Source organism: Actinosynnema sp. NPDC049800 (assembly GCF_040656635.1).
GTDB lineage: Bacteria > Actinomycetota > Actinomycetes > Mycobacteriales > Pseudonocardiaceae > Actinosynnema.
This window is the reverse complement of the sequence record NZ_JBFAMT010000045.1, coordinates 24,709-43,577: the sequence shown is the minus strand read 5'-3', so window position 1 is coordinate 43,577 and position 18,869 is coordinate 24,709. Positions and strand designations below refer to the sequence as shown.

Below are 18,869 nucleotides of genomic sequence, written 5' to 3'. Positions count from 1 at the left end.
TCACCTCCCCGCCGTCGCGGGCTGCGCGGGCACGAACGGCAGCGCGCCGGCCACCTCGGGCACGCCGAGCCCTTCGGGGCTCAGCCAGCCCTGCGCGGTGCGGACGGCCACCAGGCAGGCCACTTCGCCGACGTGGACCGCGCTGAAGATGCGGTGCCCGTCGATCTGGATGCCCAGCACGTCCTGGTAGCTCGGCTGGCTGAACGGCATGGCGAGCATGACCCGGTTCGAGCCCGCGTACGCGGGGCTGACGGACTGCTGGAGCTTGTCGAGGTCGTCGATCACCCCGGGGACGAACGCGGCGCGGTTGTGCCACGACTCGGCCTTGAGCTCGACGATCACCTGCGCGTCCGGCGCGGCGGTCGTGTTGAGCAGCAGGTCGCACCGCTGCCGGGTGTTGGTGTAGACGGGCTGTTCCCGCAGGATCTCGGCGGTGGGCGCGGCCGTGAGGATGGACGCGGTCAGGTCGACCTGGATCCAGCCCTCCCACCCGCCCTTGACGGGCCAGTTGTACTTGAATTGGCCATCGCGCTGCCGGGCCCACCCCTGAATTGCTCCGATGAATTGCAGCACGTCGATGTGGGACATCATGCGCCTCCCAGTGGTCTCGATGTCCACTTCAGGTTGCGCGGCGCCGGCGGCGGTGGTCATCCACAATTTTGATGAAATCGCCGCCACGGGTGGCGCGGGTCGAAGTCGGGGCCGCAGCGGTGGGCGGTGGCCGCGGCGGCGGTCTGCGAGCGGACGTCGAGCTTGCGCAGGACCGCGGCGATCTGGCTGCGCACGGTGGCCACCGAGACCGACAGGTCGCGGGCGATGTCCTCGGCGCGGTAGCCCGCCGCGATGCCCGCCAGCACCCCCGCTTCGCGCTCGGTCAGCGTGCTGATGCGACGTGCCTCGTCGAGCCTCGCCCGCAGGCCGGCCAGTGCCAGGTCGCGTTCCGCGGCCGTGGGCGAGGCCGCCCGCAAGGCGTCGTGCAGGGCTTTGAGCAGGCATTCGTAGGGAAGGGCGGCGTCGACGGCCCGCGCGCCGCGGGCGACGTGGCCGATCAGGTCCTCGACGGCGCGGATGTCGCCCACCGCCACCACGACCCCGGCCCACCTGCCCTCGGCGGTGGGCAGGCGACCAGACTCGTCCTCCACGAGCACGACGCGGCGGGGGTTCGGCGGGCCCGGCGGCTCGGCCAGGCGGGGTCGCCAGCCGAGCAGCCGCAGGCCGCTGGCGAGCGCCTCGGCGAGCGCGTGCCCCTTGCCGAGCACCAGCACGTCCGCGTCGGGCGGCTGCTCGAAACGGGCGCCCCCGGTTATTCCGGGACCGTCGTCCGAAATGGTGGGCGGAGCCGAACAGCCACGTATCGGGAACAATGGGAAATCGCCCCCATCCCGAACCGGTGAACCGTTTCCAGCGATATTACCTCCGGTCGCGCATAGCGCGTCGCAATTCATCCCACCGGTTCAACGGGCCCTCCGGCGGCCACTCGGATGGCCGCACGGCGTACCGGCCGCCGGGGTGCGGTGTAGGCCGTTCGGACCAGTGGGTCACTCGGCGGGACCAGCGCCGCCACCTCCGCCGGCCGTGCCCGCCCGCGGTCCGCCTGGGTGGCTGCCAGGTCGCCCCCGGGAGGTTCACCACGCACCCCGCCGGCTACACCACCAGGCTCAGCAGGGCGGCCACCACGAACCCGACCACGGACAGGATGGTCTCCAGCACGGTCCACGTCTGGAGCGTCTCCTTCACCGACAGGCCGAAGTAGCGCGACACGATCCAGAACCCGCCGTCGTTGACGTGCGAGGCGATGATCGAGCCCGCGGCGATCGACATGACCACCAGCGCCAGCTGCGGCTGCGAGTAGTCCAGGTCGGCCACGACGGGCACGACGATGCCGGTCGTGGTCACGATCGCCACGGTGGCCGAGCCCTGCGCGATGCGCATGCCGCAGCTGATCACGTACGACAGCGCGATCACCGGCAGCCCGACGTCGGCCAGCGACGTGGCCAGCACCTTGCCGACACCCGTCGCGGACAGCACCGCGCCGAAGAACCCGCCCGCGCCGACCACCAGGAGGATCATCGCCACCGGCCGCAACGACGCGGCGGACAGCTCGGTCACCTGCTCGCGCGTCATGCCCCGGCGGAAGCCCAGCAGCCAGAACGCCAGCAGCACGGCGATCGTCAACGCCACCGCGGGCGTGCCGAAGAACGTGAACACGCCCAGCACGGTGGAGCCCTTGGGCAGCAGGATGCTGCCGAACGTGCCCGCCAGGATCAGCACCAGCGGCACCGCGATGATCCCCAGCACCAGCGACAGCGGCGGCTCGCCCTTGGCCTGCTCGCCGCGCGCCGTCTCCGCGGCGGCCAGCATCTCCTCCGGCACGGGCACGTGCAGCCGCTTGCCCATCCACGCGGAGAACAGCACGCCGCCGATGAACCACGACGGCAGCGCCACGGCCAGCGCCATGACGATGATCCAGCCGAGTTCCACGCCGAGCATGCCCGCCGCCGCGACGGGACCGGGGTGCGGCGGCATGAACGCGTGCGTCACCGACAGCCCGGCCAGCAGCGGCATGGCGTACAGCACGATCGACCGGCCGCTGCGCTTCGCGGCCACGTAGACCAGCGGAGCGAGCACGAAGATGCCGATGTCGAAGAACACCGGCACGCCGAAGATCAGCCCGGACAGGCCCATGGCGAGCGGGGCGCGGTTCTCGCCGAACGCCCGCAGCAGGGACCGGGTCAGCACCTCCGCGCCGCCGGAGGCCTCCAGGATCGAGCCGAGCAGCGTGCCGAGGCCGATGATCGCGGCGACGTGGCCGAGGATGCCGCCGAAACCCTTCTCCACCAAGGAGTCCGACGCCTTCTGCGCCGAGCCGACCAGCGTCTCCACGGGCAGGCCCGCGGCGAGCGCGACCAGCAGGCCGACCACGAGCAGCGCGATGAACGGCTCGACCTTCCACCTGATGATCATCGCCAGGAGGAGGGCGATGCCGATCGCGGACAGCGTCAGCAGCCCTCCCGTGCTGTGCTGCAACCAGTCGATCACGGGCGGCTCCGGTGGTGTCGCAGGGAACGTCCGGGCAGGGCGTCGGTCCGCCCGCCCTCGTCGAGCACGGGCACCCCGTTGACGACGACGTGGGTGATGCCCGCGGCGGCCTGCCGGGGTTCGGTGAACGTCGCGGTGTCGGCGATCGCGTCGGGGTCGAACAGGACGAGGTCGGCGGCGTGCCCCTCGCGGACGAGTCCCCGGTCGGCGAGCCGGAGCCGCCGCGCGGCCCGCCCGGTCAGGTGGGCCACGCACTCCTCCAGGCCCAGCACGCCGAGTTCGCGCACGTACCGGGCGAGGTAGCGGGGGAACGTGCCCCACGCGCGCGGGTGCGGCCGGTCGCCGACCAGCAGGCCGTCGCTGCCGCCGGTGTGCGCGGGGTGCCGCATGATCGCGCGGACGTTGTCCTCGTGGCCGACGTGCATCAGGCACGAGGTGCCCAGCCGTTCGGAGAGCAGCACGTCGAAGTACAGCTCGGCGGGCGGCCGGCCCGCCCGGCGCGCCGACTCGGCGACCGAGTGCCCGACCAGGTGGGCGTTCTCGGCCTTGCGCACACCGTTGACCTCGATGGCGGACCAGTCGACAGGCACGCCGTGGCAGCCGTCGGAGCCGGTCTCCTCGACCTCGACCCGGATCCGCTCGCGGGTGCCCGGATCGGCCAGCCGGGCCAGGGTGGCCTCCGGTCCGCCCTCGCCCGCCCAGCTGGGCAGCAGCGCCGACAGGTACGTCGCGCCGGGCAGGTACGGGTAGGTGTCGAGGGTGATGTCCGCGCCGTCCGCGATCGCCCGGTCCAGCAGGTCCAGCAGCTCGCCCGCCCGACCCCGGTTGACCTCGAAGTTCATCGTGGCGTGCGCGAGGTGCAGCGGGCAGCCGGCGTCACGCGACACGCGCACCATCTCCGCGTACGCCTCCAGCGCGCCCGCGCCGTAGCTGCGGTGGTGCGGGCTGTAGAACCCGCCGTGCGCGCCGACGACCCGGCACAGCTCGGTCAGCTCGGCGGTGTCGGCGTACATGCCGGGCGTGTAGGTCAGGCCGGACGACATGCCCATCGCGCCCTCGCGCAACGACCGCGCCAGCACCTCCCGCATCCGGTCCAGCTCGGCGTCGGTGGCGGGCCGGTCCTCGTAGCCGACGCACAGCATCCGCAGCGTGCCCTGCGGCACGAGGTAGGCGGCGTTGACCGCGATGCCCCGGTCGAGGCGGTCCAGGTACTCGCCGACGGAGCGCCAGCCCCAGTCGAAGCCGGGCGGGTCGTCGTTCCACCCGGCCAGCTGCGCGCGCAGCACGGCCAGCACGTCGTCGTCCACGGGCGCGTAGGACAGCCCGTCCTGGCCGAGGACCTCGGTGGTGACGCCCTGCGACACCTTGGCCAGGTGGTCGGGGTCGGCCAGCACCTGGACGTCGGAGTGGGAGTGCATGTCGATGAAGCCGGGCGCGAGGACCCGGCCGTCGGCGTCGATCACCCGCCGCCCGTCGAGCCGGTCGCCGATCGCGGCGATCCGCCCGTCGCGCACGCCCACGTCCGCCCGGTAGGAGGGCGCGCCGGTGCCGTCCACCACCCGTGCGCCCCTGAAGACGATGTCCACGCCGAATCCCCTAGAAGTAGGTGCGGATCAGGTCGACCACGGTGGTGCCCTCGACCACCGGGATCAGCGGCCACTTGTCGAACACCGTGCAGGGGTGGGACAGGCCGAGGCCCACCCAGTCGCCGACCTCGACGTCGTCGCCGGACAGCCGCACGAACGCGTGCTGGTCGTTGAGCGCGGTGACCTCGGCGGAGAACGGCCGCTCGACGCCGTCCAGGCCGCGCCGGACCTGCGGCTCGGGCAGGCCCTCGTCGAACGACGCGTCCCGCTTGCCCAGCGTCAGCAGCGCCAGGTCGGGCTGCGGACGTGAGGTGACCTGCGCCCACGCGCGCAACGCGCTGCGGAACGGTTGCGCGCCGGGCGTGCGGCCCAGGGGCGAGATGCCGCGGTAGAACCCGTCGTCGTGGGTGATGTACGCGCCGCTGCGCAGCACCGGCCGCACCGGGAACGGCCACGGCTCGGTGAGCTTCGCCGCCACCTGGTCGAAGTACGCGCTGCCACCGGCGGTGACGATCGGCTCGTCCACCCCGAACAGGTCCCGCGCGGCGATCGCCAGCTCGCGCAACGAGGTCAGGTAACCGTCCACGACGGACCGCGCGGCCGGTGACGCGTCGTGCGCCAGCGCGCCCTCGTAGCCGCCGACGCCGGCCAGGCGCAGCGCGGGGCTCGCGGCGGCGGCCCTGGCCACCTCCAGCGCGGTGGCCAGGTCCCGCGCGCCGGTCCGCCCGCCGCGCGCCCCGAGCTCGACCAGCACGTCGACCGGCCGTTCGACCGCGCCCAGCGCCTCGGTCATCCGCGCCACGCCCGCGACGGAATCGACCCAGCAGGTGAACTCGAACGTGTCGTCGGCGGCCAGTTCCGCGGCCAGCCACCGCAGCCCGGCGGGGTCGACGAGCTGGTTGGCCAGCACCACCCGCGCCACCCCGAACGCCCGGTAGACCCTCAGCTGGCTGGTGTTGGCCGCGGTGATCCCCCACGCGCCGTGGGCCAACTGGCGCGCGAACAGCTGCGGGGCCATGGTCGTCTTGCCGTGCGGGGCCAGCAGCACGCCGTGGTCGGCGCACCAGCGGGCCATGGTGGCGAGGTTGTGCTCCAGCGCGGCGGCGTCCAGCACGACCAGGGGTCCGACGAACCCGTCGGCGAACAGGTCGAGCCGGCGGGCGGCCACGTCGCCGATCGTGGCGCCGAACGCGTCGGCGGGCAGGCCCTTGAACCGCCAGTCGACCCGCTCGTCGCGGATGGCGGCCACAGCGTCGAGATCCACGTCTCCCGCTCCTAACGTTGCGCATTTTGCAACGGCTATTGCGCGATGTGATGCTGGAGTGTGTAACATTCGGTCACCGCCGCCGTCAATCAAGGAGTTCGGATGCGGTTCGACCTGCCGGGCGGCGTGGTGTGCCTGGGCGAGACCATGGCGGTGCTGGTGCCCGCCGAACCCGGTCCGGTGCGCGCGGCGCGCACGTGGACCCGGGCGATCGGCGGCGCCGAGTCCAACGTGGCCATCCACCTGGCCCGGCTCGGCGTGCGCAGCCGCTGGGTGAGCGCGGTGGGCGACGACGCGTTCGGCGGGGCGGTCCTCGACGCGGTCGGCGGCGCTGGCGTGGACGTCACCGGCGTGCGCGTCGACCCCGACCGGCCGACCGGCCTCTACGTCAAGGAAGCCGACGCCGCCGGCAGCCCCGTGCGGTACTACCGGCGCGGCTCGGCGGCGTCCGCGATGGGACCGGCCACGCTGGACCGGCTGCGGTGGGACGACGTCGCGCTGGTGCACGTCAGCGGCATCACCGCGGCGCTCTCGGACAGCTGCCTCGAGCTGCTGCGCGCCGTCCTGCGCCGGCCGCGGTCCGCGCCGGTGTCGTTCGACCTGAACTGGCGGCCCGCGCTGTGGCACGACCGCGACCCGGCCGTGCTGCGGGAACTCGCCGACGCGGCCGACATCGTGCTCGCCGGCGCCGACGAGGCGCACGCCGTGTGGGGGACCGGCGACCCGGCGGCGCTGCGGGCGTTGCTGCCCGGCCCGACGACGCTCGTGGTCAAGCACGGCGCACGCGGCGCGACCGTGGTCGAGGGCGGCGCGTCGACGTTCCAGCCGGGCCTGCGGGTGGACGTGGTGGAACCCGTCGGCGCGGGCGACGCGTTCGCCGCCGGCTACCTCGCCGCGCACCTCGCCGGCGAGCCACCGGCGCGCCGACTGCGCGCCGGGCACCTCCTGGCCGCCTCCGCGCTGCTCACCAGGGAGGATGTCGGCGAGTCGCTGCCGCCCGCGGTGACCGTGCCACTGCTGGACGCCGATTCCCGCACGTGGGCCGCCGCACACCTGAGGAGACGTCGATGAGCCAAAGCCTGGACCGGGCGCTGACCCTGGTGGGGGAACTGGCCACCGGGCCCAAGACGCTGGACGAGCTGTCGGGCGTCATCGAGGTGCACAAGTCGACCACCATGAGGCTGCTGCGCACGCTGGAGTCGCACCGGTTCGTGCAGCGCGAGGGCGTGCACCACTACCGGCTGGGCACCGCCCTGTTCGACCTGGCCAACCGGGCGCTGGAGGAGCGGGACGTGCGGCGCAGCGCCGAGAACGCCCTGCGCGAGCTCAACGCCCGCACCGGCTACACCGTCCACCTGGCCTCCTACGAGGACGGCGAGGTCATCTACATCGACAAGTACGACAGCACCCACCCGATGCGGATGTACTCGCGCATCGGCAGACGGGCCCCGCTGCACTGCACCGCCGTGGCCAAGGTGCTGCTGTCGGACCTGCCCGAGCCGCGCCGCCGCGAGGTCGCCCGGTCCATCGACTACGTGCCGCTGACCGCGAACACCATCACCACGCCGGACGCGTACCTGGCCGAGCTGGACCGCGTCCGCGCCGCCGGCTACGCCGTCGACAACGCCGAGCACGAGGACTTCATCCACTGCGTCGCCGCGCCCATCCGCGGCGCCCGCGGCGAGGTCGTCGCCGCGGTGTCGATGTCCGTGCCCAAGGTGCTGCTGGACTTCGACGGGCTGCTCGGCCACCTGCCCGACCTGCTCGCCACCGCGCGGGCCGCCTCCGTCGAGTGCGGCTGGACGCCGCGCGACTGAAGACCCACCAGGAAGGAAACGCACAACCCATGGCGAAGACCGAGATCAGGACCGCCGACGCGCCCACCCCCGTGGCCGCGTTCTCCCAGGGCGTCCGCAAGGGACCCGTGCTGCAGGTGGCGGGCCAGGTCGCGTTCGACCCGGCCACCGGCGCCGTCGTCGGCGACACCGTGGCCGAGCAGACCAGGCAGGCGATGCGCAACGTGATCGCCGTGCTGGCGGCCGGCGGCGCGACCCTCGCCGACGTGGTGATGCTGCGCGTCTACCTCACCGACACCGCGCACTTCGCCGAGATGAACGCCGCCTACGGCGAGTTCGTCACCGAGGAGCCGTTCCCCGCCCGCACCACCGTCTACGTCGGCCTGCCCGACAAGCTGCTGGTCGAGATCGACGCCCTCGCGGTGGTCGAGTAGCCGTCACGGAGCCGGGGCGTCCGGGGGCAGCTTCGCCTGCGCCACGTCCGCCCCGCTCAGCTTCGCCCCCTCAAGTCCGAACCGGTCAGGCCGACGTCACGCAGACCGGCGCCGGCAACGCCCTCCGCACGACCTTGCGCAGCCGCGTCCTCTGTTCCGCGTCCTCTGTTCCGCGCTCCTGATCTTCCGCGACCAGTCAGGGTCGACATCCCTCATGCGGGACACACCGCCAGTCCCGCCGAAAAGTGCCCGAATGGGCGACCAACGGCCCCGGCAGTTGCCCGAACGGGCGATCGCGCGTACTTCTGCCGGTTGTTCTGCGTGGTGTCGGGCGCGCGCGGGCGATTGACTGGCCACAACCCCAAGAGCACGTCAGGGAAGGACCCGGCGATGGCTAGGAACGCATCACCGATCGGCTGATCGACAGCGGCCTCACAGAGCAGCGGCCTGGTCGCGGGACACCCCAGCCGCGACCGGGTCGCCCAGGTCGTCGAGCACGTCGGCCAACGCGCCGAGCACGACCGCCAGCCGGTGGTGCCGGTGATCCGACGCCAGCGCCGCCGCCCGCGTCAGCTCCACCCGCGCGCCCTCCGGATCGCCGAGCCGGTGCAACGCCAACCCGCGCAGGTAGTGGGCGTCGCACAGGCTCGGCGGCGCGGTCGCCGAGCGCAACAGCTCCAACGCCTCGTCCGCCGCCGCCAGCACCTCCGGCCACCGCTGCAACCGACCCAGCGTGTCCGCCGTGCGCACCAGCAGCGTCGCCGACATCTCGCTCGCCATCACCGGCGCCAGGTCCAGCTTCCCCGCCCGCACGTTCGCCAGCAGCTCCCGGTGCACCCGCACCGCGTCCTCGTACCGCGCCAACCCGTCGAGCACCAACCCCAGGCACGACAACGAGATCTGCTCACCCAGCGGGAACCCCGCCTGCCGGAACAACTCCTGCGCCCGCACCGCGCTGACCTGCGCCTCCTCCAACCGCCCGGTCCGCAGCTCCGACACCGACCGGTAGTGCACCGCCCAGCCCTGCTCCGTCACGTCACCCGCCGCCACCGACGCGCGCCACGCCTCGTCGTACAACGCCAACGCCTCCGGGTACCGGCGCATCAGCACCGACAGCGTCCACGTCAGGAAGTTCAGCTGCACGGCCTCGTCGCGCACGCTGCCCAACGCCCGCGCCGCCGCCACCCCCGCGGTGAACACCTCGACCCACGTCTCGGCCCGCCCGCGCTGGTCGGAGTACCAGTGCATCGCGGTGGCCAGCCGCAGCACCTCCGCGGGCAACCCGTTCGAGGCCGCCCACCGCATCGCGCCCAACCAGTTCGCGGCCTCCGCGGTCAGCCACGCGTCCGCGTCCTCCTGGCTGCCCAACGGCCCCGACGGCGTCGTGCGCGCGTCCGGGCCGAAGAACCCGGCCGCCGCCACCGCCGTGCCCAGCAGCCAGTCCGCCATCCGCCGCCGCCCCTGCGCCACCACCGGCGCCGGCTCCTCGTCGAGCAGCCGTTCACCGGCGAACACCCGGATCAGGTCGTGGAACACGTACCGACCGGGCACCTCCGCGGTGTCCAGCAGGCTCATGTCCACCAACTCCTCCAACGTGTCCTCGGCCGCGAACCGGTCCACGTCGGCCAGCACCGCGGCCAGGTCCGGCCCGAAGTCCGCGCCCGGCACCAGCGACAACCGGCGGAACAACACCGCCGCCTTCTCGCCGAGCTGCCGGTAGGACATCTCGAACGCCGTCCGCACCTGCAGGTCGCCCGCCGTCAACGCCGACAACCGCCGCCGCTCGTCCACCAGCTGCCCGGCCAGGTGCCCGATCGTCCACTTCGGACGACTCGCGAGCCGGTTGCCCGCGATCCGCAGCGCCAGCGGCAGGTGACCGCACAGCTTCGCCACCCGCGCCGTCGCCACCGGCTCCGCACCCACCCTCGCCCGCCCCGCGATCGCGCCGAGCAGGTCGAACGACTCGACCGGGTCCAGCACGTCCAACCCCAGCCGGTGACCCGCCTCCAACCCGCCGAGCACCAACCGGGACGTCACCAGCACCAACGACCCCGACCCCGTCGCCAACAACGGCCGCACCTGCGCCTCGTCGGACGCGTTGTCCAGCACCAGCAACGTCGACCGCTCCCGCAACCGCGCCCGGTACAGGTCCGAGCGCTCCGCCTCGCCCGCCGGGATCTCCTTCTCCGGCACGCCCAGCGCCACCAGCATCCGGTGCACGACCTCCGACGGGTGCACCGGCCGCACGTCCATCCCGCGCAGGTTGAAGAAGAAGCACCCGTCCGCGAAACGAGACGCCAACCGGTACGCCGCCCGCACCGCCAACGCCGTCTTCCCCGCGCCCGGCGGACCGTGCACCACGACCAACGACGTGGTCCGCGTCCCCTCCGCCACCGCCGCCAACTCGGCCAGCTCGACCTCGCGACCCGTCAGGTCGGCCACGTCCGGCGGCAACGCCGACGGCGTCGCGGGCGACGGCGCGCGCCGCGCCCGACCCTCCTTGGCCGCGTCCAGCAACTCCCGGATCTCGTGCTCCGCCAACGAGAGCACACCGGCCAGCGCCTCCACCGTGCGCCGCTGGGGCCCCTTCGCGCGACCGCGCTCCATGTCGCTGATCGCCCGCACGCTGACCCCGGAACCCTCCGCCAGCTCCTCCTGCGTCAACCGGACCCGCAACCGGTGTGCGCGCAGCAGCTCACCGAACGTCATCCCCACGCTTGCGACAGTAGTGCCACCCGCCGCGACACCGACCCGCGGTCGCGGCGACGACCGTCACGTCGGTTTCCGGTAACGCCCGGGTGGTAAGACCACACCTCATGAAGTGGTACGCGGATCGTTCGCCCCGACTGGTGTGGCAAGTGGTCGCCGACCTGCTCGCGGTCGCCTGGACCTGGTTCTGGGTGGACGTCGCCACGGCGGTGGGCGACGCGGTCCGCGCGCTGCGCGCGCCCGGCGACGGCCTGACCACCGCCGGGCAGGGCCTGAGCGACACGTTCGGCGACGCCGCCGCCAAGGCCCGCGAGGTGCCCCTGGTCGGCGGGAAGCTCGCCGACGCGCTCGAACGCGGCCGCTCCGCCGGCGGCACGCTGACCGACGCGGGCCAGGCCCAGGTGGCGGCCGTCGAGTCCACCGCGCTGTGGCTCACCACCGCGCTCATCGCCATCCCGCTGGCGTTCGTGCTGATCACGTGGCTGCCGCTGCGGCTGCGGTTCGCCCGACGGGCCGCGGTGGCGCGGCGGCTGCGCGACCAGGGACGGCTCGACCTGCTCGCGCTGCACGCGCTGACCACCCTGTCGCTGCACGACCTGGCGACGTTCCCCGGCGACCCGGTCGAGGGCTGGCGGCGGCAGGACCCCGAGGTCATCGAGGCGCTGGCCGCCCGGCGGCTGCGGGCCAGCGGCGTCCGGCCGTGACGCCGGGGCCCGCTCCGACCCCGGCGTCACGTCGCGATCACGCCATCCGGTGCCAGAAGACCTGGCCCGTCGGACCGTAGAGCACCACGTTCGAGTCGTTCTGCACGATCAGCCGGTCGGCCGCCGTGCCGTGCGTGTTCGTGTGCCACACCGGCTGACCGGCCTCCGTGTAGATCACCAGGTTGCCGTCGTGCTGGAGGACCACGTACGCCGCGCCCGTGCTGTGCGTGTTCGTGTGCCACAGCGCCTGACCGGCCGCCGTGTACAGCACCAGGTTGCCGTCACCCTGCATGACCAGCGTGAACCGGCCGTCCTGGGACACCTTGGCCTGCCCCGCCCGCAGGCCCTCGCCCCGGACCAGCGTGTCGGCGCCCGGCTGCGGCGGCGGCGCGGAACCGGTGAACAGCAGCGCGTTCGGCGAGCCCGTGCCCGGGTTGCCCACCTTGTTCGGCGTCGCGGCGGACACCAAGGCGTCCCGGACCTGCTGCGGCGACGCGCCCGGATTACCCGCGAGAACCAGCGCGGCGGCGCCCGCCACGTGCGGCGACGCCATCGACGTCCCGCTGATCGTGTTCGTGGCGGTGTCACCCGTGCTCCACGCCGACGTGATGCCCACGCCCGGCGCGAACACGTCCGTGCACGTGCCCCAGTTCGAGAACGTCGCCCTCGCGTCGGAGCTGTCCGAGGCGTTGACCGTGATCGCCTCCGCCACCCGGGCGGGTGAGTACGAGCACGCGTTGGCGTTCGAGTTGCCCGACGCGACGGCGTACGTGACGCCCGACGCGATGGACCGGCGCACGGCCGCGTCCAGCGTGTCGTTCGCGCCGCCGCCGAGGCTCATGTTCGCCACGGCCGGCTTCAGCGCGTTCGCCGTGACCCAGTCCACCCCGGCGACGACGCCCGCGATCGTGCCCGAACCGGAGCACGTGAGCACCTTCACGCCGTGCAGCCGGACGGCCTTCGCCACACCGTGCGCCGCGCCGCCGACCGTGCCCGCGACGTGCGTGCCGTGACCGTTGCAGTCCGTGTTGTTGCCGTCACCGGTGGTGTTGGCGTCGAAGGTCGCCCGGCCGCCGAAGTCCGCGTGCGTGGCGCGGATGCCGGTGTCGATGATGTAGGCGTGCACGTTGCCCGCCGTGGTCGCGTAGCCGTAGTTCGCGTTCAGGGGCAGGTCGCGCTGGTCGACGCGGTCCAGGCCCCACGACGGCGGGTTCGGTTGGTCGGCCAGGGCCTCCACCCGCTGGTCCTGCGCGACGTAGGCCACCGCCGGGTCGGCCGCCAACCGCTTCGCCGCCCGTTCGCTCATGGTCGCCGCGAAACCGTTCAACGCCGACCGGTACCGGTGGGTGACGTGGGCGCCCACCTTCGCCGCCAGCACGTCCGCGCCGGCGCCGTCCTCCAACACCACGATGTAGCTGCCCGGAACGGCCGTCGGGCCACCGGCGTCGCGGATCTGCGGCTCGGCGGCCTGCGCGGGCGCCACGCCCAACACCGCCGCCAACACCACCGACGCACCGACACCGACCGCTCGGACTGATCGAATCCAGGGCGCGCGTAACTCTCCCATGTGGGGTTCTCCCTCGTGCAGGGTCGAGGATCAGGAGTTCGCGCGAACCCCTCCGACCCTGGCACGCCCACGTGCCGAACCTCCACCTCCCCGCAAAGCAACCCTTCGGCATCGGGCAGCGGACACGCAATCGTGCGGGGAACGGCACCGACCAACGGGTGAAACCCCACCGCCGGCGGCCGTGCCGCCCGCCCGACTGCGCGACCCTCAGGTGACTCACGCGGCGATCCGGAGGTGTCGCAGCCGTGGTGCGCCAACCCGAGCCGACGGTGCGGAACACGTCGACCGCCGACACCATCGGCACCGTCGTCCAGGTCGGCGTGGTGAAGGGCGGCATCAGCGTCCACCACCCGCATCCACTACCCGTCCCCCGGAACCTCCCGCCCCGCACGCCCACCTTCACCGACCGCCACGACGACCTCGCCCGGATCTGTGCCGACACCATTGGTACACCGCCCGTGCTCGTGGTGGACGGCATGCCCGGCGTCGGCAAGAGCGCCCTGGTGGTGCACGCCGCGCACGAACTGGCCCAGCGCTACCCGGACGGTCAGGTGTACCTCGACATGCGCGGCTACACCGCCGGGCAGTCACCGCTGAGCACCGGTGAAGCGCTCGGCATCCTGTTGGAGACGCTCCACGTGCCGCCCCGCACCATCCCCCGATCACTCGAAGCCAGGGTGGCGCTGTGGCGCTCGTTGCTCGCTCCCCGGAAGCTCCTGATCGTCCTGGACAACGTCGTGCGCTTCGCCGACGCCAGACCGCTGCTGCCCGGAACGGGGATGTCCCGGTGCCTGGTCACCAGCCGACGGAGGATCGGTGTCGCGGACGGCGTGACCACGCTCTCCCTCCGCACCCTGCCCGTGCGGGAAGCGGCCGACCTCTTCGCGAAGTGCGCCGGACTCCCTCCGACCCCGGCGATCCGACCCGACACCCTCCACCTGGTCCGCAACTGCGGCCACCTCCCGTTGGCGATCACCATCGCCGCCGCCTGGCTCCGCAAGCACTCCGCCTGGAGCGTCGCGGAACTCGACACCAAACTCACCGACGCGGTCGCCGTGCTCGGACTTCAGGAGGAGGACGCTCACGTGGCCACGGCGTTCCAGCTGTCGTACCGGGACCTCACGCCACCTGCGCAGGAGCTGTTCCGCGCACTGGCCTTGCACCCTGGACCCGACATCTCCGCGCACTCGGCCGCCGCGCTGCGCTCGCTCGACCACGCCACCGCGCAGCGACTCCTCGACCACCTCTTCGACCGCCACCTGCTCGAAGAACACCGACCGGGCCGTTACCGGATGCACGACCTCGTCCGCGAGTTCGCCCGCGAGCTCGGCCGAGAGCACGACGACGAGGCCGACCGCGCTCTGTCCGTCCGCCGTCTCCTCGAAGACCTCTTCCGCAGGGCACAGGCAGCAGCACGACTCATCCCCACACCGATCAGCACACCTCGGGACGACACGCCCGAAGACGACGGGCGGCGTCACGCGGAGCCGACCGACTACTCCAGTGCCATCCAGTGGTTCAGGTCGGAGCTGCCCAACCTGGTCTCCTGCGTGCGCTACGCGTCGGCCCACGACGTGAAGCCCTACGCCTGGTCGATCGTCGCCGAGATCGGGCATGTCCTGTGCATCTGCGGAGACAGTGAGGAAGTGCCGGCAATCCACACGGCCGCGATCGAGGCGGCCGAGGCGCACGGTGAGCTGTCGGCACAGCGCGGCATGTTGCTCAACCTCGGCACGGTCCACCTCCAACAAGGCGACTACCCGGCCGCGCGAGCGGCGCTCACCCGGGCGCTCCGGATCTCGTCCGACGCCCACGACCAGCGGGGCATCGCCCTGTCGTTCACCTACCTCGGTGGCGCGAGCCAACAAGAGGGGAACTACGCCGATGCGTCCGCCCACCTGGAGCGGGCGCGCAGGATCTTCGTGGAACTGGGCGACCTCCACGGAGAAGCCGAGGCGCTCGGTCGGATCGGGGTCGTGCACCTCCAACAGGGCGAACGGACAGCCGCCCTCGCGTCCTTGCAACGCGCCTTTGCCCTGTTCGCGCAGGTGGGCGACCGACGAGGGGTGGCCGGCGCACTGGTCCACATCGGCGTCGTCCACTACCGGCTCACCGGCGACGTCCCGGCGGCCCTGCGCCACCTGGGCGAAGCCCTCCTCGTCAACCGCGAACTCGGCGACCGCTACGACGAGGCCTGGACGCGTTCGGGCATCGGCATCGCCCACCGGGTCGCGGGTGAGCCGGAAGAGGCGCTGACACACCTCGACCAGGCCTTGCGGTCGCACCGTGAGATCGGCGACCGCCAAGGCGAGGCCACCGCCCTCGTGCACCTCGGCGCGGTGCAGCGGCAGCTCGGCAACGCCGACGTCGCCCGGGAGCTGCTCGAGGAGGCGCTGGACCTGGCCAGGGCGATCGGCAACCGCCGCGAAGAGGCCAACGCGCTCGCCGAAATGGGCGAACCGGGGCCCGGGGAATGAGCTGTCAGTACACGGGGCCGGTGTACTTCTCGCCGGGGCCCTGGCCCGGCTCGTCCGGGTACGCCGACGCCTCGCGGAACGCCCGTTGCACGGACTGCAACCCCTCGCGCAGCGGCCCGGCGTGCGGGCCCAGGTACTCGGCGGACGCGGTGACCAGGCCGGCCAGCGCGGTGATCAGGCGGCGTGCCTCGTCGAGGTCGCGGCGGGGGCTGTGCTCGGGGTCTTCGTCGGCCAGGCCGAGGCGCTCGGCGGCGGAGGAGAGCAGCATGATCGCCGCCTTGCTGATCACCTCGACGCTGGGAACATCGGACAGGTCGCGGACGTTGTTCGAAGGCAGGTCGGTCACGGGAGCCATTCTCGCAACCGCCCCCGACCGGTCGCCGATTCGGGGGTTGACAAGGCCATCTGCTACTATTCTCCGCGCGACCAGTCCCCACACGTGTGGGGACGGCAAGTGGAGCCCCGCTCCCACCCGAGTCTGCCGCTTCGTGCAGGTGGCCGGGTCCGGTCCATCGAAGGGTCGACTGCGCCCTTCGTTGTGCGATCGGTAGGAAGCGGGCCTCACACCGGGCAGGTGTGGGGCCTCTTGTCTTTGGCGCACAACGAGTCACAAAGGACGTGAATGACAAGTCCCTCGAACCGAGGTGCTCCGGTGAGCACCGAGCCGCGCATCAACGACCGCATCCGCGTGCCCGAGGTTCGTCTGGTCGGGCCGAACGGCGAGCAGGTCGGGATCGTTCGCATCGAGGACGCGCTCCGACTCGCCCAGGAATCGGATCTCGACCTCGTCGAGGTCGCCGCACAGGCTCGGCCGCCGGTCTGCAAGCTCATGGACTACGGCAAGTTCAAGTACGAGAGCGCGCAGAAGGCCCGTGAATCGCGCCGCAACCAGCAGCTGACGGTCATCAAGGAGCAGAAGCTCCGGCCGAAGATCGACCCGCACGACTACCTGACGAAGAAGGGCCACGTGGCCCGCTTCCTGTCGCACGGGAACAAGGTCAAGGTGACCATCATGTTCCGCGGCCGTGAGCAGTCCCGGCCGGAACTGGGTTACCGACTGCTGCAGAGGCTCGCCGAGGACGTCGCCGAGCTGGGGTTCGTCGAGTCGAACCCGAAGCAGGACGGCCGCAACATGATCATGGTGTTGGCGCCGCACAAGACCACGAAGACCCGTCCGATCAAGAACGACAGCGCCGACGAGGCGACGGACGAGTCTGTCGAAGAGTGATCTCCCGGCCTCCGGGCCGGGAGCAAGCATGGCCGCCCCCATCCCCGGTGGCTGCACGAGACTGAGGACGGAAATGCCCAAGAACAAGAGCCACAGCGGGACCTCCAAGCGCGTGAAGGTCACCGGCAGCGGCAAGCTCGTCCGCGAGAAGGCCGGCAAGCGCCACCTGCTGGAGAAGAAGTCCAGCAAGCTGACGCGTCGTCTCGCCGGCACGACCGAGGTCGCGAAGAACGACGTGCCGCGGCTGAAGAAGCTGCTCGGCCTCTGAACGTCCGAGGCCGTCCGAGCCTCCGAGGCCTAAGACCTTCACCCCCTTGAACACCGGGGTCGGCCCCCACCGGCCCCACGAGATCGACAGGATGGACCCGTGGCACGCGTCAAAAGGGCAGTGAACGCCCAGAAGAAGCGCCGTACCACCCTTGAGCTCGCCAGCGGCTACCGCGGCCAGCGTTCGAGGCTGTACCGCAAGGCCAAGGAGCAGGTGCTCCACTCGCTCAACTACGCCTACCGGGACCGCCGCGCCCGCAAGGGTGACTTCCGGAAGCTGTGGATCCAGCGCATCAACGCCGGTGTCCGCGCCAACGGCATGACGTACAACCGCTTCATCCAGGGCCTGCGGCTCGCCGGCATCGAGGTGGACCGCAAGATCCTCGCCGAGCTGGCCGTCAGCGACCCCGGCGCGTTCACCGCGCTGGTCGAGGCCGCTCGCGCCGCCCTGCCGAGCGACGTGAACGCGCCCGTCGAGGACAAGGCCTGAGCGCGGACGATCGCGCACCACGACCCGGGGATGCTCCGTTCACCGAACGGACACCCCGGGTCGTTGCCGCTAAGCGGCTGACCAGGCGTTCCGGCCGTGATCGCGCCGAACGGTTCCTCGCCGAGGGCGCGCAGGCCGTGCGCGAGGCCCTGGCCTGGGCGGCAGCCGGGCGCGGCCGGGTGCACGAACTCTTCGTCACCGCCGACGCCACCACCCGCAACGGTTCGCTGGTGCACGCCGCGGTCGACGCCGGCGTGCCCGTCAGCCCCGTGACCGACAAGGCCGCCGCTGCGCTGTCGGAGACCGTGACGCCGCAGGGCATCGTCGCCGTGTGCTCGTTGGTCGACGTGCCGGTGGCGGAGGCGCTCTCGCCGGGCGTGCGGCTGGTGGCCGTGCTGCACGGCGTGGCGGACCCCGGCAACGCCGGGACGGTGGTGCGCGTGGCCGACGCGGCGGGCGCCGACGCGGTGATCTTCGCGGGCGACGCGGTCGACCCGCACAACGGCAAGTGCGTGCGCGCGTCCACGGGCAGCGTGTTCCACCTGCCGATCGCGCGGGTGCGGGACGCGGATGCGGCGTTCGCGGCGTGCCGGGAGGCGGGGCTGCGGCTGGTCGCGGCGGACGGGTACGCGCCGGAGGACCTGGTGACGGCCGACCTGCGCGGTGATCTCGCGGCGCCGACCGGGTGGGTCTTCGGCAGCGAGGCGCACGGGTTGCCGGACGAGGTCGTGGCGAGCTTGGACGCTTCGCTGAAGGTGCCGATCTACGGCGAGGCGGAGAGCCTCAACCTCGCGACCGCCGCAGCGGTGTGCCTCTACGCTTCCGCTCGCGCTCAGCGGGTCTGACGAGACGGCTCGGCTGACTGCTCGCGGGACGGCTCGGCTGACTGGTCTGCGGTTCTGTTCGGTGGTGTTGCTCGGTGGTTCTGCCGGCTGCCGGCTGCCGGCTCAGCGGAGCTGCGGGCGTTGACTGCCGGGCAGGGGTGCGGGTCGGCGGGCGTTGACTGCCGGGCACGGGCACGGGCAGGGGTGCGGGTCGGCGGGTCTGCTGGCTGACTGCCGGGGTGAGGGTTGCCAGCGGCCGGCGATGGCTCGGCGGTCTCACGCGGCGCGGCGCGGCTGGCTCGGTGGGGTCGGCTGGCGACGGTTCGGTGTGGCCGGTGACTGGTGGCTGGTGGTGGTGAGGCCGGTGGTGGGTGGTTGGGGCACGTGGTGCTGGTGCCTTGGCCGGCCTCCTTCTTGTTCTAGGCGACGCGCGAGTTCGATTTTGGTTCTCGCCAGAACGGTGATTCGCTCGATCTGGTGATCA

17 protein-coding genes are annotated in these 18,869 nt (G+C 72.4%); 9 read left to right on the top strand and 8 right to left on the bottom strand.

Going from position 1 to position 18,869, the window contains the following annotated elements; translation table 11 throughout:
- The 5 genes from AB0I91_RS33775 to AB0I91_RS33755 form a co-directional block, all read right to left on the bottom strand.
- Positions 1-651 (bottom strand): hypothetical protein, encoded by a 651-nt coding sequence (locus AB0I91_RS33775; protein ID WP_498782477.1) that lies wholly within the window; start codon positions 649-651, stop codon positions 1-3.
- On the bottom strand, positions 648-1,259 hold the full coding sequence (locus AB0I91_RS33770; protein ID WP_498782479.1) for a response regulator transcription factor: 612 nt from the start codon (positions 1,257-1,259) through the stop codon (positions 648-650). Before AB0I91_RS33770 ends, AB0I91_RS33775 begins: the two co-directional genes overlap by 4 nt.
- A 385-nt stretch (positions 1,260-1,644) precedes the next feature.
- Positions 1,645-3,039, bottom strand: coding sequence for a GntP family permease (locus tag AB0I91_RS33765; protein WP_499614338.1), 1,395 nt, complete (start codon positions 3,037-3,039; stop codon positions 1,645-1,647).
- On the bottom strand, positions 3,036-4,625 hold the full coding sequence (locus AB0I91_RS33760) for an N-acyl-D-amino-acid deacylase family protein (protein WP_499640581.1): 1,590 nt from the start codon (positions 4,623-4,625) through the stop codon (positions 3,036-3,038). The genes AB0I91_RS33765 and AB0I91_RS33760 overlap by 4 nt, the downstream gene beginning before the upstream one ends.
- A 10-nt stretch (positions 4,626-4,635) precedes the next feature.
- On the bottom strand, positions 4,636-5,889 hold the full coding sequence (locus AB0I91_RS33755; protein ID WP_499640580.1) for an amino acid deaminase: 1,254 nt from the start codon (positions 5,887-5,889) through the stop codon (positions 4,636-4,638).
- A 102-nt stretch (positions 5,890-5,991) separates the two neighbouring features.
- Here AB0I91_RS33755 and AB0I91_RS33750 point away from each other — a divergent pair, with 102 nt between their 5' ends.
- The 3 genes from AB0I91_RS33750 to AB0I91_RS33740 are packed head-to-tail and all read left to right on the top strand — an operon-like array spanning position 5,992 to position 8,119.
- On the top strand, positions 5,992-6,960 hold the full coding sequence (locus AB0I91_RS33750; RefSeq protein ID WP_499640579.1) for a sugar kinase: 969 nt from the start codon (positions 5,992-5,994) through the stop codon (positions 6,958-6,960).
- A complete protein-coding gene (locus AB0I91_RS33745) occupies positions 6,957-7,706 on the top strand; it encodes an IclR family transcriptional regulator (RefSeq protein ID WP_498782489.1) in 750 nt (249 codons plus the stop codon). Before AB0I91_RS33750 ends, AB0I91_RS33745 begins: the two co-directional genes overlap by 4 nt.
- A gap of 29 nt (positions 7,707-7,735) precedes the next feature.
- Entirely contained in the window at positions 7,736-8,119 is a 384-nt protein-coding gene (locus tag AB0I91_RS33740) for a RidA family protein (protein WP_498782491.1), read from the top strand.
- Between the two features lie 432 nt (positions 8,120-8,551).
- Here the strand turns inward: AB0I91_RS33740 and AB0I91_RS33735 are convergent, their stop codons facing one another.
- Positions 8,552-10,828 (bottom strand): ATP-binding protein, encoded by a 2,277-nt coding sequence (locus AB0I91_RS33735; protein WP_498782545.1) that lies wholly within the window; start codon positions 10,826-10,828, stop codon positions 8,552-8,554.
- A 107-nt stretch (positions 10,829-10,935) separates the two neighbouring features.
- On the opposite strand from AB0I91_RS33735, the gene AB0I91_RS33730 reads away from it, so the two are divergent.
- Positions 10,936-11,532 (top strand): hypothetical protein, encoded by a 597-nt coding sequence (locus AB0I91_RS33730; protein ID WP_499640578.1) that lies wholly within the window; start codon positions 10,936-10,938, stop codon positions 11,530-11,532.
- 37 nt (positions 11,533-11,569) lie between these two features.
- On the opposite strand, the gene AB0I91_RS33725 is transcribed toward AB0I91_RS33730, so the two are convergent.
- On the bottom strand, positions 11,570-13,099 hold the full coding sequence (locus tag AB0I91_RS33725; protein WP_499640577.1) for a S8 family serine peptidase: 1,530 nt from the start codon (positions 13,097-13,099) through the stop codon (positions 11,570-11,572).
- Between the two features lie 245 nt (positions 13,100-13,344).
- On the opposite strand from AB0I91_RS33725, the gene AB0I91_RS33720 reads away from it, so the two are divergent.
- The gene (locus tag AB0I91_RS33720) at positions 13,345-15,576 is read left to right on the top strand and encodes an ATP-binding protein (protein ID WP_499640575.1); all 2,232 of its coding nucleotides are present in this window, start codon (positions 13,345-13,347) and stop codon (positions 15,574-15,576) included.
- A gap of 4 nt (positions 15,577-15,580) precedes the next feature.
- Here the strand turns inward: AB0I91_RS33720 and AB0I91_RS33715 are convergent, their stop codons facing one another.
- A complete protein-coding gene (locus AB0I91_RS33715; RefSeq protein WP_053722440.1) occupies positions 15,581-15,931 on the bottom strand; it encodes a DUF1844 domain-containing protein in 351 nt (116 codons plus the stop codon).
- Between the two features lie 267 nt (positions 15,932-16,198).
- On the opposite strand from AB0I91_RS33715, the gene infC reads away from it, so the two are divergent.
- From infC to AB0I91_RS33695, 4 genes are all read left to right on the top strand, one after another.
- Positions 16,199-16,804, top strand: a complete 606-nt coding sequence (gene infC, locus AB0I91_RS33710; RefSeq protein ID WP_498782499.1) for a translation initiation factor IF-3 — start codon at positions 16,199-16,201, stop codon at positions 16,802-16,804.
- A 73-nt stretch (positions 16,805-16,877) separates the two neighbouring features.
- Positions 16,878-17,072, top strand: coding sequence for a 50S ribosomal protein L35 (gene rpmI / locus AB0I91_RS33705; RefSeq protein WP_123746324.1), 195 nt, complete (start codon positions 16,878-16,880; stop codon positions 17,070-17,072).
- Positions 17,073-17,171: 99 nt separating this feature from the next.
- Positions 17,172-17,561 carry a 50S ribosomal protein L20 gene (gene rplT / locus AB0I91_RS33700; protein WP_073892005.1) on the top strand — a complete coding sequence of 130 codons (390 nt, stop codon included), beginning with the start codon at positions 17,172-17,174 and terminating at the stop codon, positions 17,559-17,561.
- Entirely contained in the window at positions 17,558-18,406 is an 849-nt protein-coding gene (locus AB0I91_RS33695) for a TrmH family RNA methyltransferase (RefSeq protein ID WP_498782546.1), read from the top strand. The genes rplT and AB0I91_RS33695 overlap by 4 nt, the downstream gene beginning before the upstream one ends.
- Positions 18,407-18,869: the final 463 nt, after the last annotated feature.